Source organism: Sphingomonas epibiotica, from assembly GCF_039615155.1.
Lineage (GTDB): Bacteria > Pseudomonadota > Alphaproteobacteria > Sphingomonadales > Sphingomonadaceae > Sphingomonas.
Map to the genome: position 1 here is coordinate 454,754 of NZ_JBDGHY010000001.1, position 16,028 is coordinate 470,781.

Here is a 16,028-nt window from a genome sequence, read left to right on the forward strand (position 1 = left end):
CCCATGCCGCGTTCGATCCTGATCGTCGACGACGATCCCCACATCCGCCAGCTGCTGGTCTTCGCCTTCGGCAAGGCGGGGCTGAACACCCGCGAGGCGGGCGATGGCGAGGAGGCGCTGGCCAGCGTGAAGCGCGAACCGCCGGACCTCATCGTCCTCGACATCAACATGCCGCGTATGGACGGGCTGGAGGTTTGTCGCCGTTTGCGCGCAGCAGGCGACCTACCGATCCTGTTCCTGTCGTCGCGTGACGACGAAATCGACCGTGTGCTGGGCATCGAACTGGGCGGCGACGACTATGTCGTAAAACCCTTTTCCCCCCGCGAGGTCGTGGCGCGCACGATGGCGATCCTCCGCCGCACCGCCGCCCACCCGCCACGCGCTGAGAGCGTCGCGAGCTTTCGCTATGGTGGCCTCAGCATCGACGGCGAAGGCTGGGCGGCGCACTGGATGGGCGAGGAGATCGCGCTGACCGTGACCGAATTCACCATCCTGCGCACGCTGGCATCGATGCCGTCGCGCATCTTTTCGCGCGACCAGATCATCGACCGGCTGCACGGTCCGGGCTTTGCGATCACCGACCGCACGATCGACAGCCATGTCCGTAACATGCGCCGCAAATTCGCCGAGGCAGGCTGTGCCGACCTGATCGAGACCCGCGCCGGGGTCGGCTACCGGCTGGGCGGATGCCGGGAGCCGGTCGCCGCGACATGATCGCGCGGGTGAAGGCGGCGATCGCGCGGCACTGGCCGGTGCTGCGGTTGCGCACGATCCTGTTCAGCACGCTGTTGCTGGTCGCCGCGCTGCCCGGGTTCGGCGCTCTGTTCCTGCGCGTGTACGAAAATGCGCTGGTCCGCCGCACCGAAGGCGAACTGGTCGCGCAAAGTGTTGCGCTCGCGGCGAGCGCTGCAGTGCTTTGGCCGGGCGGGCGCCTTGCGCCGCATCGCATCATCGCTCCGCCCGATCGCTATGATCTGCAAAGTGAGGTCGACCTGCGCGCCTCACCGATCCTGCCGCCCCGCCCCGCCGCGCGCGCGACCCGGATCGGGCCGCAGCCCGATGCACTCGCGACCGCGCGGCGGCTGCTTCCCGCAATCGCAGAGACGCAGCGGACGACGCTGTCGTCGATCCTGATGCTTGACGGCAACGGAACGCTGCTGGGCGGCGGCGAGGCGGGACGTTCGCTGCGCGCGCTGCCCGAGATCCGGTCGGCGCTGGTCGGGCGGACGGCGACGGTGCTGCGCGAAAATGGCAGTTATGTCTCGCGCTATCCCTTTGAATGGCTCAGCCGTGCGTCGAACCTGCAGCTGTATCATGCCCGGCCGATCATGGTCGACGGGCGGGTGCGCGGCGTGTTGCTGGTATCGCGTTCGCCGCGTCCGCTGTTCAAGGGAATGTACGAGGATCGCGGCAAAATCATGCTCGGCATCGTGCTAATCCTCGGCGCGCTGATTATGCTGACGGCGATCCTGTCGCGGGCGATCGTCCGACCGATCGAACGGTTGAGCCGCGCGACGCGTGCGCTGGCATCGGGGCGTCCGGCGGCGACCGACCTGCCCTCGCTTCAGGTCGTCGAGATTCGCGACCTGTTTCGCGACTTCGCGGTAATGGCCGACAGCATCGACAAACGGTCGCGTTACCTGCGCGACTTCGCGTCCTCGGTCAGTCACGAATTCAAGACGCCGCTGGCCGGAATCAGCGGCGCGATCGAGCTGTTGCAGGATCATGAGGCGGAGATGCGCCCCACCGATCGCCGACGGTTCCTGGGCAACATGGCGGCCGATGCCGAACGGCTGTCGCGGTTGGTCCGGCGAATGATGGAACTGGCCAAGGCCGATCTTCACCGGCCAGGATCGACGTCGGACACGGCGTTGCCGCCGGTGTTGGCAATCGTCGCCGATGGCTTGGGGGCCGATGGCTTTTCAATGCGTACTGCATTCCCCGAACCGCTGCCGCGACTGGCGATCGATGCGCGAACGCTGGAGGCGGTGCTGATGACGCTGGTCGACAATGCGCGGCAAGCGGGGGCCTCGACCGTGACCGTCTCCGCGAGCGTCGACGACGGCGATGTGGTCTTCGAACTGGTCGATAACGGGAGTGGCATTGCGCCCGCCGACCGCGATCGCATCTTCGAGGCATTCTTCACGACCAAGCGCGAGGTGGGCGGCACCGGGTTGGGCCTACCGATCGCGCGGTCGCTGGTCGAGGCATATGGCGGGACGTTGACCTTGGGCGAGGCGGTACAGGGCGCCCGTTTCCTTCTGATCCTGCCGATAAGCAGGGCGGGAGACGGAACTGGACCTAACCCTACCCATCAACCTTTCAGATCATGACATAGCTGAATCGGCATGCGCCGTCCGACAAGGATATCCACCTTGTCGGACGGCGCGAACGTAACGCCTGCATTCCCTGCGCAAAGCGGGAAGATGCCGGCGTTGGATCAGCCGTCGATGCCGTAATGATAGTAAGTCACGCCGTTGACCGTTTCCTTGTACAGGAAATCGATCGACAGAATGTTGTGACCGACGCCGTTCAAGTCGATCTGGCCACCGGGATGCCGGTACGCGTCACTCGACTTCGGACCGCCCTCGCCCGACAGGTCGAGCACCTGGTTGCTGCCGAAACCGATCGTGGCGTTATCGTCATTGTCGAGGATCTGGCGCGTCGTGACGATGCGGTCGTCGGCACCGAAGCCGTTGATCGTATCGAAGCCGAGGTTCAGGCCGAGCGCATTGTCGTAGAAGAAGGTGAAGCTGCCCTTCGATGCATCGAACGTGTCGTTGCTGACCTTGCCCTCGGTGAAACCCTCCAGCCGCACCGACGCGTCGGCATAGGCATGGCCGCCGTCCTTCGACCCCAGATAGCGCAGGTTGACGACGCCGCCATCGGCGCCGACCAGCGTCAACTGGTCGCCCCCGCTGGTACCGTCGACCGCGATCAGCCCGTTCTCGCCTGCATCAACGTTTTCGCCGATCGAGTGATAGTTGATAAGCGAATCGTTCTTGCGGAACGTCAGGATCGTGTCGTCACCGATGTCGCCGTTGCTGACGACATAGGCGGTGGCAATGTCATAGCCGGTGATAACGTCGTTGGTGCCGTTCGATACGAGAACGGAAGACGCAGCTGTGGTGATGAGTGTGTTGTTGCTTGGCATGATGTCCCCCTTGCGAATGCGGTTCGGCAGTGCCCCGGTGGTTCCCGTGTGGCCGGCCGAACGGTCGAAGCGGAGAACCGCGCACCCGCCAAGCAGTTCCAACGAAACAATATTTTTGCGGCGGACCGAAATATTAGTAAAATATTAAGGAAAGGGGTGGCGGGAATTTCACCAATTGGCGAGGGCGATCGGCACGATAAACCGCCCTGCCGTCCGCGTTGTCGGCCGGATAATTCTATATCGGAGAAAGATAGCTTGGCCGGTCGCGCGATTGCGAAATCCGTGATTGGCGACGGTGCGAAGCTGCGCCAACGAAGCTACATTCCGGCCAGCAGCTTGTCGACGGTGATCGGATAGTCGCGCACGCGGACCCCGCACGCATTATAGACAGCGTTGGCAACTGCCGCACCGACGCCGCAAATACCCAGCTCGCCGACACCCTTCGCCTTCATCGGCGACGAGAACGGGTCTTCCTCGTCGAGGAAGACGACCTCCTGATGCGGAATGTCGGCATGGGTCGGCAGATGATATTCGCCCATGTCGTGATTGATGAACCCGCCGAGCCGCGGGTCGATCACCAGTTCCTCGGTCAGTGCGGCGCCGACACCCATCGTCATCGCGCCCAGTATCTGGTTACGCGCCGATTTTGGATTGAGGATACGTCCGGCACCGAACACGCCCAGCATCCGCCGCACGCGGATCTCGGCGGTGTCGGCATCGACGCCGATCTCGACGAAATGCGCGCCGAACGTCGCTTGCACGTATTTCCTCGTCAGGTTTCCGAACTCGATCCGGTCCTCGACCTCGATCCACTGTCCGCCCACGGCGTCGCCCAAGGCCACCGATTTGTTGCCCGACCAAACCCGACCCTCGGCAAAACGCGCGGTGGCGGGTTCGAAGCCGGCCGCCTCGGCGATCTTGTCGCGCAGCCCGACACAGGCGGCATAGACGCCGGCGGTCGAACTGTTCGCCCCGAACTGCCCGCCCGACCCTGCCGAAATCGGGAAGCTGGACTCGCCCAGGCGGACGGTTACCTGTTCCAGTTCGACGCCCAGCATCTCGGCGGCAGTCTGGGCGAGGATCGTGTAGCTGCCCGTGCCGATGTCGGTCATGTCGGTCGTGACGGTGACGCGGCCGTCGCCGCCAACCCCGACACGCGCCGCAGATTTCAGCACGATGTTGCCGCGATAGGCCGCCGCCATGCCCATGCCGACCATCCAGCGTCCATCGCGCCGCGTGCCCGGCGTCGCCGCCCGCGCGTTCCAGCCGAAGCGTTCGGCGCCTTCGCGCAGGCAGCCGACAAGGTCGCGGTGCGAGAAGCGCCGTTCAGGCTTTTCGGGATCGACCTGCGTATCGTTGAGGATGCGCAGCTCGACCGGATCGATCGCCAGCTGTTCGGCCAGTTCGTCCATCGCCGCCTCGATCGCCATCATGCCGACCGCTTCGCCCGGCGCGCGCATGGCGTTGGATTCGGGCAGGTTCAGCGTCGCGAGCCATTCGTTGACGCGGCGATGGGGCGCGGCATACAACTGTCGGGTCTGCGCGCCCGACCCTTCGGGACTGCCGCCCGCCACGTCGCCCGACCAGCTTTCGTGACCGATCGCGGTCAGCCGGCCCTCTCGGGTCGCGCCAAGTCGCAGCCGCTGGATCGTCGCCGAGCGATGCGGCGTGTTGTTGAAGACCTGCGGCCTGCTCAGCACGACCTTGACAGGCCGTCCCACTTGCCGCGCCGCGACCGCCGCCAGTACCGCATCGGCGCGCACCCACAGCTTGCCGCCAAAGCCTCCGCCGATATGGTGGGCGACGATCCGGATCTTTTCCTTCGGCATGCCCAGCACCTTGGCCATGTCGCGCGCGGCCCAGTCGACCATCTGGTTCGCGGTCCACAGCGTCAGTTCGTCGCCGTCCCACGATGCGATCGACGCGTGCGGCTCCATCATCGCATGGGCGTGATCGGGGGTGGTATAGGTCGCATCGACCTGCACGGCCGCGTCGGCATAGGCCCGGTCGAAATCGCCATGGACGTGGGAGGAATTGCGCTCTGCCGCATCCTTCGCGCCCGCCAGATCGAAGACGCCATGCTCGGCGGCATAGTCGATCCGTACCAGTCGCGCGGCGGCGCGCGCGGCTTCGAAACTGTCGGCCACGACAAGCGCCGCCGCCTGCCCGAACTGATCGACCTGCGGACCGGCAAGCATCGGCAGCTTGTGATCGTCGCCCAGCGCAAGGCGTCCGGCATTCTCATGCGTCACCACCGTCAGCACGCCTGGCGCGGCAAGCGCATCGGCGGTGTCGATCGCGTCGATCCGGCCGCTTGCGATCACCGTTGTGACGATCATGCCATAGACCATGTCGGGCACCGCGAATTCGGCGGCATAGGTCGCACGGCCGGTCACCTTCAGCGGCCCCTCGATCCTCTCGGTCGGGCGACCCAATATCCGCATCGCATCGGTCGGGTTGGGTCCGGCGACTTCGGTGAACTTCATGGCTTGCTTCCTATTTCCGGCCGAACAGCTTTTCGATATCGCCATGGGCCAGCTTGATCCAGGTCGGGCGGCCATGGTTGCACTGGCCCGAATGTGGCGTGACTTCCATCTCGCGCAACAGCGCGTTCATCTCGGCCACCGACAATATCCGCCCGGCGCGAACCGATCCGTGACAGGCCATGGTCGCGGCGACGTGGTCGATGCGTTCCTTGAGCGACAGCGCCGCATCGTGCGCGCGAATCTCATCGGCGAGATCGGTGACGAGGCCGATGACGTCGCCCTGTCCCAGCACCGCCGGGACGGCACGCACCAGCATCGCGCGCGGGCCGAAGCGTTCGAGCTCCAACCCGAATTCGGCCAGTTCCTCGGCCTTGTCCTCCAGCGAGTCGCAGGCGACTTCGTCCAGTTCGACCACCTCGGGGATCAGCAACGCCTGTCGCGCGACGCCGCCTTTTGCCATTGCCGCGCGCATCCGTTCGAGCACGAGCCGTTCATGCGCGGCGTGCTGGTCGACCAGCACCAGCCCGTCCTCGGCCTCGGCAACGATATAGGTGCGCGCAACCTGCCCGCGCGCCGCGCCGAGCGGGAATTGCGTCGAGGCGGGCGGCGGTTCGACCGCGACCTCGGCCCGCGCCTGTGGCGGCGGCGCGAAGAAGGTCGGGCGACGTTCGTGGAAGCTGAAGCCCGACGACGCGGTCGCCTCCGCCAGCGGGGGCAGCGTTAGTGTGGACGGTGTGGGCGGCGCGATCGGCTCCGACGTCCATGCCGCCATCGCTTCCTCGGCGGGTCGCTGCACCGCGCGAAATCCTGCCTCATCGAGCGCACGGCGCAACCCGCCGACGATCAGTCCGCGCGCCGCCGCCGGATCACGGAAGCGCACCTCGGTCTTGGCCGGATGAACGTTCACGTCGACCAGGTCGGGATCGACGTCGAGGAACAGCGCCACCACCGCGTGGCGATCGCGCGCCAGCATCTCGGCATAGGCACCGCGCACCGCGCCCGACAGCAGCCGGTCCTTCACCGGGCGGCCATTGACGAACAGATATTGGTGATCGGCGATGCCGCGATGAAAGGTCGGAAGGCCAGCCACGCCGCCGAGCCGCATCCCCTCGCGTTCCCAATCCAGCCCGACCGAATTGGCCACAAGCGCGCGATCGGTCAGCGCCGCAACCCGTTCGGGGCGCGACTCGCCCCCCTGCACGCCCAACACGCGCCGCCCGTCATGTTCGAGGGTGAAGGCGATGTCGGGCTGCGCCATTGCCAGTCGCCGGACCTGATCGACGCAAGCGGCGAATTCCGACCGTGCCGACCGCAGGAATTTGCGCCGCGCCGGCACGCGCGCGAATAGCCCTTCCACCCGGATTCGCGTGCCCGGCGGCAAGGCGGCAGGTCGATCCTCGACGACTTCGCCATTATCGACGGTGCGCAGCCAACCCTCGGCACCGGCGGGGCGGCTTTCGATCGCCAGCCGCGCGACGCTGGCGATCGAAGGCAGCGCTTCCCCGCGAAAGCCGAGCGTGGTCACTGCCTCGATCCGGTCGTCAGGCAGCTTGGAGGTCGCATGCCGCTCGAGCGAAAGCGCCATATCGGCCGGCGACATGCCGCAGCCGTCGTCGCTAACCTCAATCAAATCAATACCACCGGCAGCAATCCGGACGCCGATGCGGGTCGCCCCGGCATCGATCGCGTTCTCGACCAGTTCTTTCAGCGCGGAAGCGGGGCGTTCCACCACTTCCCCGGCAGCGATGCGGTTGACGAGATGCTCCGGGAGACGGCGTATTGACATGGGGGTCGCTCTAGCCCAAGCGGCGCCATCCCGCGACCCGCAACCGCCATTTGGCAACCGATCGGCCACCATCTCAACAAGGGGCCGAACGGACGGGTCGAGGTACAAGCTGCGAACCGCCGCGTCGGGACACGCGGACAAGGACGGAAGTATCGATGGCCTTCTCGCGTTTCTTCAAGTTCATGTCGCATGATATGGCGATCGACCTCGGCACCGCCAACACGGTGGTGTATCTGCGCGGTCGTGGTGTCGTGCTGAACGAACCGTCGGTGGTGGCGGTCGAGACGCTGAACGGGGTCAAGCGCGTCAAGGCGGTCGGCGACGACGCCAAGCTGATGATGGGCAAGACGCCGGGTTCGATCGAGGCGATTCGCCCGCTTCGCGACGGTGTGATCGCCGACATCGACGTCGCCGAGCAGATGATTAAGCACTTCATCCAAAAGGTTCATGGCCAGCGTCGCTTCATTCGCTGGCCGCAGATCGTGATCTGCGTCCCGTCGGGCTCGACCAGCGTCGAACGCCGCGCGATCCGCGACGCCGCATCGAACGCCGGTGCGTCGCAGGTCTGGCTGATCGAGGAGCCGATGGCTGCCGCGATCGGCGCCGATATGCCTGTGACCGAACCGATCGGATCGATGGTCGTCGATATCGGTGGCGGTACGACCGAAGTCGCGGTGCTGTCGCTGCGCGGCCTTGCATATTCGACGTCGGTCCGCGTCGGCGGCGACAAGATGGACGAAGCGATCGTCAGCTATGTCCGACGCAACCACAATCTGCTGATCGGTGAAGCGACCGCCGAGCGGATCAAGCAGGAAGTCGGCACCGCCAAGCCGCCGGCGGACGGCATCGGCACGCTCATCTACATTAAGGGCCGCGACCTGGTGAACGGCGTGCCCAAGGAAATCCAGATCAATCAGGGTCAGATCGCCGAGGCGCTGTCCGAACCGGTCGCCGCGATCGTCGAGGGCGTGCGCATCGCGCTCGAAAACACCGCGCCCGAACTCGCCGCCGACATCGTCGATCAGGGCATCGTGCTGACCGGTGGCGGCGCACTGTTGCAGGGCATCGACGAGGTGCTGCGCGACGAAACCGGCCTTCCGGTGACGGTGGCCGAAGATCCGCTCACCTGCGTCGCGCTCGGCACCGGTCGCGCGCTGGAGGATCCGATCTACAAGGGCGTGTTGCTCGCCGTCTGACATAGGGGTCCGGGGGCATGGCGCCGCCACGCAACCATCGTCCGGGCTTTTCGCGGCGGGCGCAATATACGGTGTTCGCCGGCTATGTGCTGGCGGCCAGCGGCGCGCTCGTCGGTGCCATTCTGTTGCTGATCTCCATTATCGATCCACGTGCCTTCGCCGTGTTCCGCGGTGCGGTGCGCGAGGCGACGACGCCGGTCTCCGCCGGGCTCGACTGGGCGTGGGACGGAGTGTCGGCCGTGCCGCGCGGCATCGGCGACTATTTCGGCGCGGTCGATGAGAACCGCCGTTTGCGCGCACGCGAGGCCGCGACACGCCGCTATCTGATGCAGGCGCGGTCGCTCAACCGCGAAAATGCGCGGCTGCGGACGCTGCTCGCCCTGCGCGACCGTTCGGCATCGCCGGTGGTCGCGGCACGGCTGGTCAACAGTTCGGCCAGCAGCACGCGCCGCTATGCGACGCTCAACGCCGGGTCGTCCCAGGGGGTGTTGCGCGGACAGCCGGTACGCGGCCCCGACGGCCTGATCGGTCGCGTGGTCGAAACCAGCCCGAACACCGCCAGCGTCCTGCTGATCCTCGACCCCGAAAGCATTGTGCCGGTCCGCCGCACGCGCGACGGACTGTCGGCGATCGTCGCGGGACTGGGCAACGGACAGGTCGAGGTCCGCACGGCGGGCGTGGTCAATGCGCCGCTGCTGGCGGGCGACGTCTTCGTCACGTCGGGCACCGGCGGCATCTACCCACCCGGCATTCCGGTCGCCCGCGTGTCGCGCAGCCAGCGCGACGTGGCACCGGCGCGGGTCTTTGCCGAACCCGACGCGCTGGACTTCGCGCTGGTCGAGCGGGCGTTCCTGCAACCACCCGTTCCCCGCCCGACCCCGACCGCCACACCCAGCCCCAAGCCCGCCGCCGAATGAAGCTGCTGGGGCCCGACGACGATCGCAACGATCGCGTCCTGACACGCAAGGCGGTCCTCAGCATTCTGGCCGGATCGCTGATGACGCTGATCCCGGTGGTCGCATCGGTGCCGTTCCTGCCGCCGTTCGGGTTGCTGATGTTCCTCGGCTGGCGGCTATTCAAACCCGGCGCGCTGCCGGTCTGGGCAGCGGCACCACTCGGCCTGTTCGACGATCTGGTGAGTGGACAACCGCTGGGCAGCGCGGCGCTGTTATGGCAAATATGTTCCCTGATGCTCGATCTTGTCGACACGCGTCTGGTCGCGCGCGATTTCTGGCAGGACTGGTTGCTAGCCGGAGGGTCGATCGCGCTGTGCCTGACGGCGGGCCGGGTCTTTGCGAGCAGCCTGTCGGCACATGTCGATACCGCGCTGCTATTGCAGATCGTGGTGTCGGTGGCGTTGTTTCCGCTGGCCACGCGGCTATGTACGGCACTTGCGGGCCGTGAGGATGAATGAGCAGGATCGTCACCGAAGCCGCACAGGCGTTCAGCTTTTCCCGGCGGGCGATGGTGCTCGGCGGTGCGCAGGCGGCCGTCGGCGTGGTGCTGGCCGCGCGCATGGCGTGGCTCTCGGTCGCCGAAAACGAACGCTATAATCTTCTCGCCGAAAGCAACCGCGTCAACCTGACCATGATCCCGCCGCGTCGCGGGTGGATCATCGACCGGCACGGCGCGCCGATCGCCAACAACCGCACCGATTTCCGCGTCGACCTGATCCCCGACCGGATGGAGGAAGGCGCGCGGGTGCTCGGCGAGTTGCAGCAATTGCTGGCGCTGACCGTCGAGGACATGGCGCGTATCCAGACCGACCTGAAGCGTGCTGGCAATTTCACGCCGGTGCAGGTGGCCGAAAATCTCGACTGGGAACGCTTTGCCGCGGTCAGCGTCCGCCTGCCCGAACTGCCGGGCGTGCAACCGACCCGCGGCTTTTCGCGTAGCTACCCGCCGGGTGCGGCGGTCGCGCACCTGACCGGCTATGTCGGCGCTGCCACCGCCGAGCAGTTCAAGGAAACCCGCGATCCGTTGATGGTGACGCCGGGGTTCAAGCTCGGCAAGGACGGTCTCGAAAAGACGCTGGAATCCGACCTGCGCGGCACGGCGGGTGCCAAGCGGGTCGAGGTAACCGCGCGCGGGCAAATCGTCCGCGAGCTCGAAACCCGACCCGACAAGCAGGGCAAGAACGTTCGGCTGACGATCGACCTCGGCCTTCAGGAATTCGCCGCGCGGCGGCTCGGCCCCAATTCGGGGTCGGCGGTGGTGATGGATGCGGTAACCGGCGACGTGCTGGCGATGGTATCGATGCCGGCCTATGATCCCAACAGCTTTTCCGACGGCATCGGCCGGCTCGAATGGAAGATGCTGTCGGACGACGACCATATTCCGTTGATGAACAAGACGCTGCAGGGCCTGTATCCGCCGGGTTCGACGGTGAAGCCGATGCATGCACTCGCGATCCTGCAGGCCGGCATCGACCCGCATCGTCGCGTCAACTGCACCGGGGTGCTGCAAGTCGGCACCGGTCGCTTTCACTGCCACAAGCGCGGTGGCCATGGTCCGCTCGATATGGTCGGTGCCGTCGCGCAAAGCTGCGATATCTACTTTTACACCATGGCACGCGAACTGGGTTATGATCGCTTTGCCCCCGTCGCCCGCGCGATGGGGCTGGGACAGGAGTATGAACTTCCCTTCCAGTCGCAACGCTACGGCACGGTACCCGATAGCGCGTGGAAGCTGCGCAAGTACAAGCAGAAGTGGACCGTCGCGGATTCGGTCAACGCGTCGATCGGACAAGGCTATGTGCTGACCAATCCGCTGCAACTGGCAGTGATGGCGGCCCGGATCGCGCAAGGGCGACGGGTCGTGCCCCGGCTGCTGCTCGACACGCCGCACCGCCCTGCACCCTCAATGAACATCGATCCGGAGATGCTGGACACAGTGCACAAGGCGACTTGGGCGGTCATCAACGGCGGCGGTACCGGCGGACGTTCGCGGTTTCAGGGGCTTCCGGGGATCGAACTAGCGGGAAAGACCGGCACGGCGCAGGTTCGCCGCATCACCATGGCCGAACGCCGCACCGGCGTGCTGGGCGATGGCGCGTTGCCGTTCAAGATGCGCGATCATTCGCTGTTCATCGGCTATGCTCCCGCCGCCGCGCCGCGCTATGCGGTATCGGTCGTGCTCGAACATTCGGGCCATATCTATACCGCCGCGCCGATCGCCAGCGACATATTGTCGTGGCTGTTCGATCGCGAAAAGGCGATGGCGCGGCTCGAACCGCTCGAACGCGAATGGGGCGGCGACATCAATACCCGCATGGCCACGCAGTGGCGCAGCTTCCAGGCCGCGCAACAGGCGCCGGTGCTGAGCGTGCCCGCCACGCCCGCCGATGTCGAGGGCGCGACGACGAACGTCGTCGACTCGGCCGTCGCCAACCAGATCGAACCCGACCCCGCCGTCGCCCAATCGAACGAAACCCAGCGCACCGAATGAAACGCATCAACCAGACGACCTCGCACGGACTAGGCTTCGTCCCCGCCCCGCTCGCGCAACTGCCATGGCGGGTATTGTTCCTGCTGCTGGCGATCGGCGGGTTCGGGTTGGTCGTGCTATTCTCGGCGGCAGGCGGCAGCCTTCAGCCATGGGCGTCGCGGCAGGGCATCGCCTTCGCGATCTTTCTGCTCGCTGCAATCGGCATCTCGCGCATTCGACTGAGTTTCTGGCGCGATCTGGCGCTGCCCGCCTATGCGGTCATCACGATTATGCTTATTCTGGTGGAGCTTGCCGGCGCCGTGCGCGGCGGGTCGCAGCGATGGCTCGACCTCGGCTTCATCCGCGTCCAGCCGTCCGAATTCATGAAGCCGGCGATCGTGCTGGCGCTAGCCCGCTTCTACGAACTGCTACCGGCGGGCGAAATACGTCGGTTCGGTGCGGTATGGCCGGCGGCGGCGATGCTGGGCGTCCCGGTAGTGTTGGTGATGCTACAGCCCGATCTCGGCACCGCGCTGATGATTACCGCCGGCGGCCTCACCGTCATGTTCCTTGCCGGACTGCCGATCCGGTTGTTCGCCGGTGGGGCGCTGGCGGTGGCGATCGCCGCGCCGCTAGCCTTCAATTTCCTGCTGCACGATTATCAGCGCAACCGGGTGCTGATCTTCCTGAACCCTGAGAGCGACCCCCTCGGCACCGGCTATCATATCAGCCAGTCCAAGATCGCGATCGGATCAGGCGGGATCTTCGGCAAGGGCTTCCTGAACGGTACGCAGAGCCATCTCGACTATCTACCCGAAGGCCATACCGATTTCGTGTTCGCGACGATGGCGGAGGAATGGGGGCTGGTCGGCGGCGTGCTGCTCATCACCGCCTTCATCTTGCTGGTCCGCTGGGGCGTGGGCGTCGGCGTGCGGGCCGAGGGGCGGTTTTCGAAGCTGGTCGCGGGCGGGTTGGCGACGACGATCTTCTTCTATGTCGCGATTAACCTGATGATGGTCATGGGGCTGGCCCCGGTGGTCGGCATTCCGCTGCCGCTGGTCAGCTATGGCGGGTCGGCACAGATGACGGTGCTCGGTTGTATCGGCATCCTGATGGCGATCGATCGCGAGAACCGCGAGCGGGTGCGCTTCTAACGCTTATTTTTCGCTCGGGCAAAAATAGGGTTTGCTTCGTCGCCAAGGTTCGCTAAAGGCGCCGCTCCAACGGCGGAACGGCTCCAAACCGACCCGCCCCATCGCGCAGGCGACGGACGCATAGCTCAGTTGGTAGAGCAGCTGACTCTTAATCAGCGGGTCCTTGGTTCGAGCCCAAGTGCGTCCACCACCTGTCCGAATGGACGCATAGCTCAGTTGGTAGAGCAGCTGACTCTTAATCAGCGGGTCCTTGGTTCGAGCCCAAGTGCGTCCACCAGTTTCCGCATCGGCACCGTCCTTCGCCATGCTACACTGTCCTATGGCCAGACCACAGATATTGATGCCCGCGCCGCTGTCCGATGGCGTCGTTGCGGCGCTCGACGAACGATTTACGTTGCACCGGTTGTGGGACGAGGACGATCGCGATGCGCTTCTGGCGAAGGTGGGGCCGAATATCGTCGGGCTTGCCGCGACGACGCTGGCGGGCATGATCGATGCGACGTGGCTCGACCGGCTGCCGGCGCTAGAGATCATCGCCAGCTTCGGCGTCGGCTACGATAATGTCGATGCGACGGCTGCCGCCGCCCGGGGCGTCGTTGTCACGAACACGCCGGGCGTGCTCGACGACGAGGTTGCCGACCTGACAGTCGGGTTGCTGATCGCCACACTGCGCCGCATTCCGCAGGCGGACGCCTTTGTCCGCGCGGGGCGGTGGCCATCCGGCCCCTTCCCGCTTTCGCCGACGTTGCGCGGGCGGCGGGTCGGGATCGTCGGGCTGGGCGCGATCGGGAAGGCGATCGCACGGCGGCTGGAGGCGTTCGGCGTGGTGATCGCCTATCACGGCCGGTCGCGGCAAATCGGGGGCGCCTATTAATATTATGAGACGCCCGTTGCCTTGGCGGCGGCATCGGACGTGATCATCGCGATCGTTCCAGGCAATAGCGGCACCCGGCATTTGATCGACGCGGCGGTCCTTGCGGCGCTTGGGCCCCAGGGCGTGCTGATCAACGTGGCTCGAGGCAGCGTGGTCGATGAAGCGGCGCTGGTGGCGGCGTTGCAGGCCGGCACGATCGGTGGCGCCGGGCTGGACGTGTTCGAGGACGAACCGCACGTGCCGCCGGCGTTGCTGGCGATGCCGAACGTCGTGCTGCTGCCCCATATCGGATCGGCGTCGATCGCGACGCGGGCGGCGATGGGGCAGTTGGTGGTCGACAATCTGGTAGCGTGGTTCGACGGTCGTCCGGCGCTGACGCCGGTGCCGGAGACCCGGACGCTAAACCGGGCGGGTGCCCATCGCTTCGCCTAGGCGGACCGGGCGTTCCGGCGTCCAGTCGGGATTGAAGGCGATCCGGCCGGGTTCGAACAGCATCACGATGGTCGAGCCGAGCAGGAAACGGCCCATTTCTTCGCCCTGTTTCAGCGTGACTTCGCCGGGGGCGTAGGTCCATTCGGCGATCCGGCCCGAGCGTTTCGGATTGACGACGCCGTGCCAGACGGTGGCCATGCTGCCGACGATCGTCGCGCCGACCAACACCATGACGAAGCGACCGTTTTCCGGTGAGTCGAAGAAGCAGACGACGCGTTCGTTGCGGGCGAAGAGGTTGGGCACGCCGCGGGCAGTGACCGGGTTCACCGAATAGAGCGAGCCGGGGACATAGATCATGCGCGAGAGCGTGCCGTCGCAGGGCATGTGCAGGCGGTGATAGTCGCGGGGCGAGAGATATAAGTTGGCGAAGTTGCCACGGTGGAAGGGTTCGGCGAGGCTTGGGTCGCCTCCAATCAATTCGACCGTATTGAAACAATGCCCCTTAGCCTGGACGATGCGGCCGTCGTCGATGCGCCCGAACTGGCTGATCGCGCCGTCGACCGGACACACGAAGTTGACACCGGCCAGCGGGCGGACACCGTCGCGCAAGGGGCGGATGAAGAATTCGTTGAACGATTTGTAGCTGCTGAGGTCCGGGTTGGCGGCCTCGGTCATGTCGACACCATAGCGCCGCGCGAACCAGCGGATCAGGCGCGGAGTCATCAGCGCCGATTCCGCACGCGCCACCCGGCCGGCCAAGCCGGTCAGGTGGCGTTTGGGCAGGAGGTGCTGGACCAGGATCTTCAAACGGTCGGACATGGGGCCTCGGGAAGCGACGCGCGGATAGCGATGACGTCGCGACCGGCTTTGGCAGGACGCCCGACGCTAGGCGGGCGGCGCGAGATGTCCAGCGGAAACGCGTGGCGCCGCTGCACGCTCCGCCCTATAGCCGCGCCCCATGACCATCCTGTCCCGCGTCGCGCGCATCGTCGCCCTTCCGCTGCTGGCGGTTTCGCCCATCGCCCATGCCCAGACCCAGTCGGCTGCGGCGGCAGTGAAGCCGAACAACGCCATCATCCCGCTGCCGCTCAACCCGATCGTCCCGGCCGCGCAGCGGCTGTGTTCGGCGAAGACGGCGTCGGGACTGGGCTATACCGTGCTGCGTCCCGGCACCGGGGCGAAGCCCGCCGCCAACGACATCGTGCTGGTCAATTATCTCGGCTATCTGGCGGCAACCGGCGCGGTGTTCGACCAGAATATGCAGTCGCCGCTGCCGATCGATCAGGTCATTCCCGGCTTTTCGCAAGCGTTGCAGACGATGAACCGCACGGCGGTGGTGCGGTTCTGCATTCCCGCCGCCCTGGGTTACGGAGCGCGCGAGGCCGGGTCGATCCCGGCCAATTCCGATCTGGTGTTCCAGGTCGAACTGCTGGATTTCAAGACCGCCGCCGAAGTGCAGGCGATGAACAATCCCCCTGCCCCGGCCGAAGCGCAGCCGGCCACATCGGCCAAGCCGTAAG

At 66.0% G+C, this 16,028-nt stretch carries 12 protein-coding genes, 2 tRNA genes and 1 pseudogene; 11 read left to right on the plus strand and 4 right to left on the minus strand.

Features of this window, described 5'->3' with window-relative positions; translation table 11 throughout:
- The first annotated feature begins 3 nt into the window (after positions 1 to 3).
- Together AAIO73_RS02205 and AAIO73_RS02210 are read left to right on the plus strand one after the other, a co-directional pair.
- Positions 4 to 714 (plus strand): response regulator transcription factor, encoded by a 711-nt coding sequence (locus tag AAIO73_RS02205; protein ID WP_345875917.1) that lies wholly within the window; start codon positions 4 to 6, stop codon positions 712 to 714.
- Complete coding sequence (locus AAIO73_RS02210; RefSeq protein WP_345875918.1) at positions 687 to 2,333, plus strand: sensor histidine kinase; 1,647 nt, start codon at positions 687 to 689, stop codon at positions 2,331 to 2,333. Before AAIO73_RS02205 ends, AAIO73_RS02210 begins: the two co-directional genes overlap by 28 nt.
- Before the next feature lie 107 nt (positions 2,334 to 2,440).
- On the opposite strand, the gene AAIO73_RS02215 is transcribed toward AAIO73_RS02210, so the two are convergent.
- The 3 genes from AAIO73_RS02215 to mutL all read right to left on the minus strand — a co-directional run bounded on the left by AAIO73_RS02215 (position 2,441) and on the right by mutL (position 7,426).
- Positions 2,441 to 3,154, minus strand: coding sequence for a hypothetical protein (locus tag AAIO73_RS02215; RefSeq protein ID WP_345875920.1), 714 nt, complete (start codon positions 3,152 to 3,154; stop codon positions 2,441 to 2,443).
- 317 nt (positions 3,155 to 3,471) lie between these two features.
- Entirely contained in the window at positions 3,472 to 5,640 is a 2,169-nt protein-coding gene (locus tag AAIO73_RS02220; protein ID WP_345875921.1) for a molybdopterin cofactor-binding domain-containing protein, read from the minus strand.
- Between the two features lie 10 nt (positions 5,641 to 5,650).
- Positions 5,651 to 7,426, minus strand: coding sequence for a DNA mismatch repair endonuclease MutL (gene mutL, locus AAIO73_RS02225; protein WP_345875922.1), 1,776 nt, complete (start codon positions 7,424 to 7,426; stop codon positions 5,651 to 5,653).
- Positions 7,427 to 7,581: 155 nt separating this feature from the next.
- Here mutL and AAIO73_RS02230 point away from each other — a divergent pair, with 155 nt between their 5' ends.
- The 8 genes and pseudogenes from AAIO73_RS02230 (at position 7,582) to AAIO73_RS02265 (ending at position 14,508) form a co-directional block, all read left to right on the plus strand.
- The gene (locus tag AAIO73_RS02230; protein WP_056451917.1) at positions 7,582 to 8,622 is read left to right on the plus strand and encodes a rod shape-determining protein; all 1,041 of its coding nucleotides are present in this window, start codon (positions 7,582 to 7,584) and stop codon (positions 8,620 to 8,622) included.
- Between the two features lie 17 nt (positions 8,623 to 8,639).
- Positions 8,640 to 9,539 (plus strand): rod shape-determining protein MreC, encoded by a 900-nt coding sequence (gene mreC / locus AAIO73_RS02235; RefSeq protein WP_345875923.1) that lies wholly within the window; start codon positions 8,640 to 8,642, stop codon positions 9,537 to 9,539.
- Positions 9,536 to 10,036, plus strand: coding sequence for a rod shape-determining protein MreD (mreD, locus tag AAIO73_RS02240; protein WP_345875924.1), 501 nt, complete (start codon positions 9,536 to 9,538; stop codon positions 10,034 to 10,036). Before mreC ends, mreD begins: the two co-directional genes overlap by 4 nt.
- Positions 10,033 to 12,069 (plus strand): penicillin-binding protein 2, encoded by a 2,037-nt coding sequence (mrdA, locus tag AAIO73_RS02245; RefSeq protein ID WP_345875926.1) that lies wholly within the window; start codon positions 10,033 to 10,035, stop codon positions 12,067 to 12,069. Before mreD ends, mrdA begins: the two co-directional genes overlap by 4 nt.
- Positions 12,066 to 13,202, plus strand: coding sequence for a rod shape-determining protein RodA (gene rodA, locus AAIO73_RS02250; RefSeq protein WP_345875928.1), 1,137 nt, complete (start codon positions 12,066 to 12,068; stop codon positions 13,200 to 13,202). The genes mrdA and rodA overlap by 4 nt, the downstream gene beginning before the upstream one ends.
- 114 nt (positions 13,203 to 13,316) lie before the next feature.
- A tRNA-Lys gene (locus AAIO73_RS02255) sits at positions 13,317 to 13,392 on the plus strand.
- A gap of 11 nt (positions 13,393 to 13,403) precedes the next feature.
- Positions 13,404 to 13,479 (plus strand) — tRNA-Lys (locus tag AAIO73_RS02260).
- Between the two features lie 63 nt (positions 13,480 to 13,542).
- Positions 13,543 to 14,508: pseudogene (locus tag AAIO73_RS02265) on the plus strand (2-hydroxyacid dehydrogenase).
- On the opposite strand, the gene asd reads toward AAIO73_RS02265, so the two are convergent.
- Positions 14,476 to 15,327 (minus strand): archaetidylserine decarboxylase, encoded by an 852-nt coding sequence (gene asd, locus AAIO73_RS02270; RefSeq protein WP_345875930.1) that lies wholly within the window; start codon positions 15,325 to 15,327, stop codon positions 14,476 to 14,478. The pseudogene AAIO73_RS02265 and the gene asd sit on opposite strands and share 33 nt — an antisense overlap.
- Positions 15,328 to 15,466: 139 nt before the next feature.
- Here asd and AAIO73_RS02275 point away from each other — a divergent pair, with 139 nt between their 5' ends.
- The gene (locus AAIO73_RS02275; RefSeq protein WP_345875931.1) at positions 15,467 to 16,027 is read left to right on the plus strand and encodes an FKBP-type peptidyl-prolyl cis-trans isomerase; all 561 of its coding nucleotides are present in this window, start codon (positions 15,467 to 15,469) and stop codon (positions 16,025 to 16,027) included.
- Position 16,028: the final 1 nt, after the last annotated feature.

Coding starts and splice junctions, on each gene's coding strand:
- AAIO73_RS02205 (WP_345875917.1), top strand. CDS start 4: ATGCCGCGTTCGATCCTGATCGTCGACGACGATCCCCACATCCGCCAG.
- AAIO73_RS02210 (WP_345875918.1), top strand. CDS start 687: ATGCCGGGAGCCGGTCGCCGCGACATGATCGCGCGGGTGAAGGCGGCG.
- AAIO73_RS02215 (WP_345875920.1), bottom strand. CDS start 3,154: ATGCCAAGCAACAACACACTCATCACCACAGCTGCGTCTTCCGTTCTC.
- AAIO73_RS02220 (WP_345875921.1), bottom strand. CDS start 5,640: ATGAAGTTCACCGAAGTCGCCGGACCCAACCCGACCGATGCGATGCGG.
- mutL (WP_345875922.1), bottom strand. CDS start 7,426: ATGTCAATACGCCGTCTCCCGGAGCATCTCGTCAACCGCATCGCTGCC.
- AAIO73_RS02230 (WP_056451917.1), top strand. CDS start 7,582: ATGGCCTTCTCGCGTTTCTTCAAGTTCATGTCGCATGATATGGCGATC.
- mreC (WP_345875923.1), top strand. CDS start 8,640: ATGGCGCCGCCACGCAACCATCGTCCGGGCTTTTCGCGGCGGGCGCAA.
- mreD (WP_345875924.1), top strand. CDS start 9,536: ATGAAGCTGCTGGGGCCCGACGACGATCGCAACGATCGCGTCCTGACA.
- mrdA (WP_345875926.1), top strand. CDS start 10,033: ATGAGCAGGATCGTCACCGAAGCCGCACAGGCGTTCAGCTTTTCCCGG.
- rodA (WP_345875928.1), top strand. CDS start 12,066: ATGAAACGCATCAACCAGACGACCTCGCACGGACTAGGCTTCGTCCCC.
- asd (WP_345875930.1), bottom strand. CDS start 15,327: ATGTCCGACCGTTTGAAGATCCTGGTCCAGCACCTCCTGCCCAAACGC.
- AAIO73_RS02275 (WP_345875931.1), top strand. CDS start 15,467: ATGACCATCCTGTCCCGCGTCGCGCGCATCGTCGCCCTTCCGCTGCTG.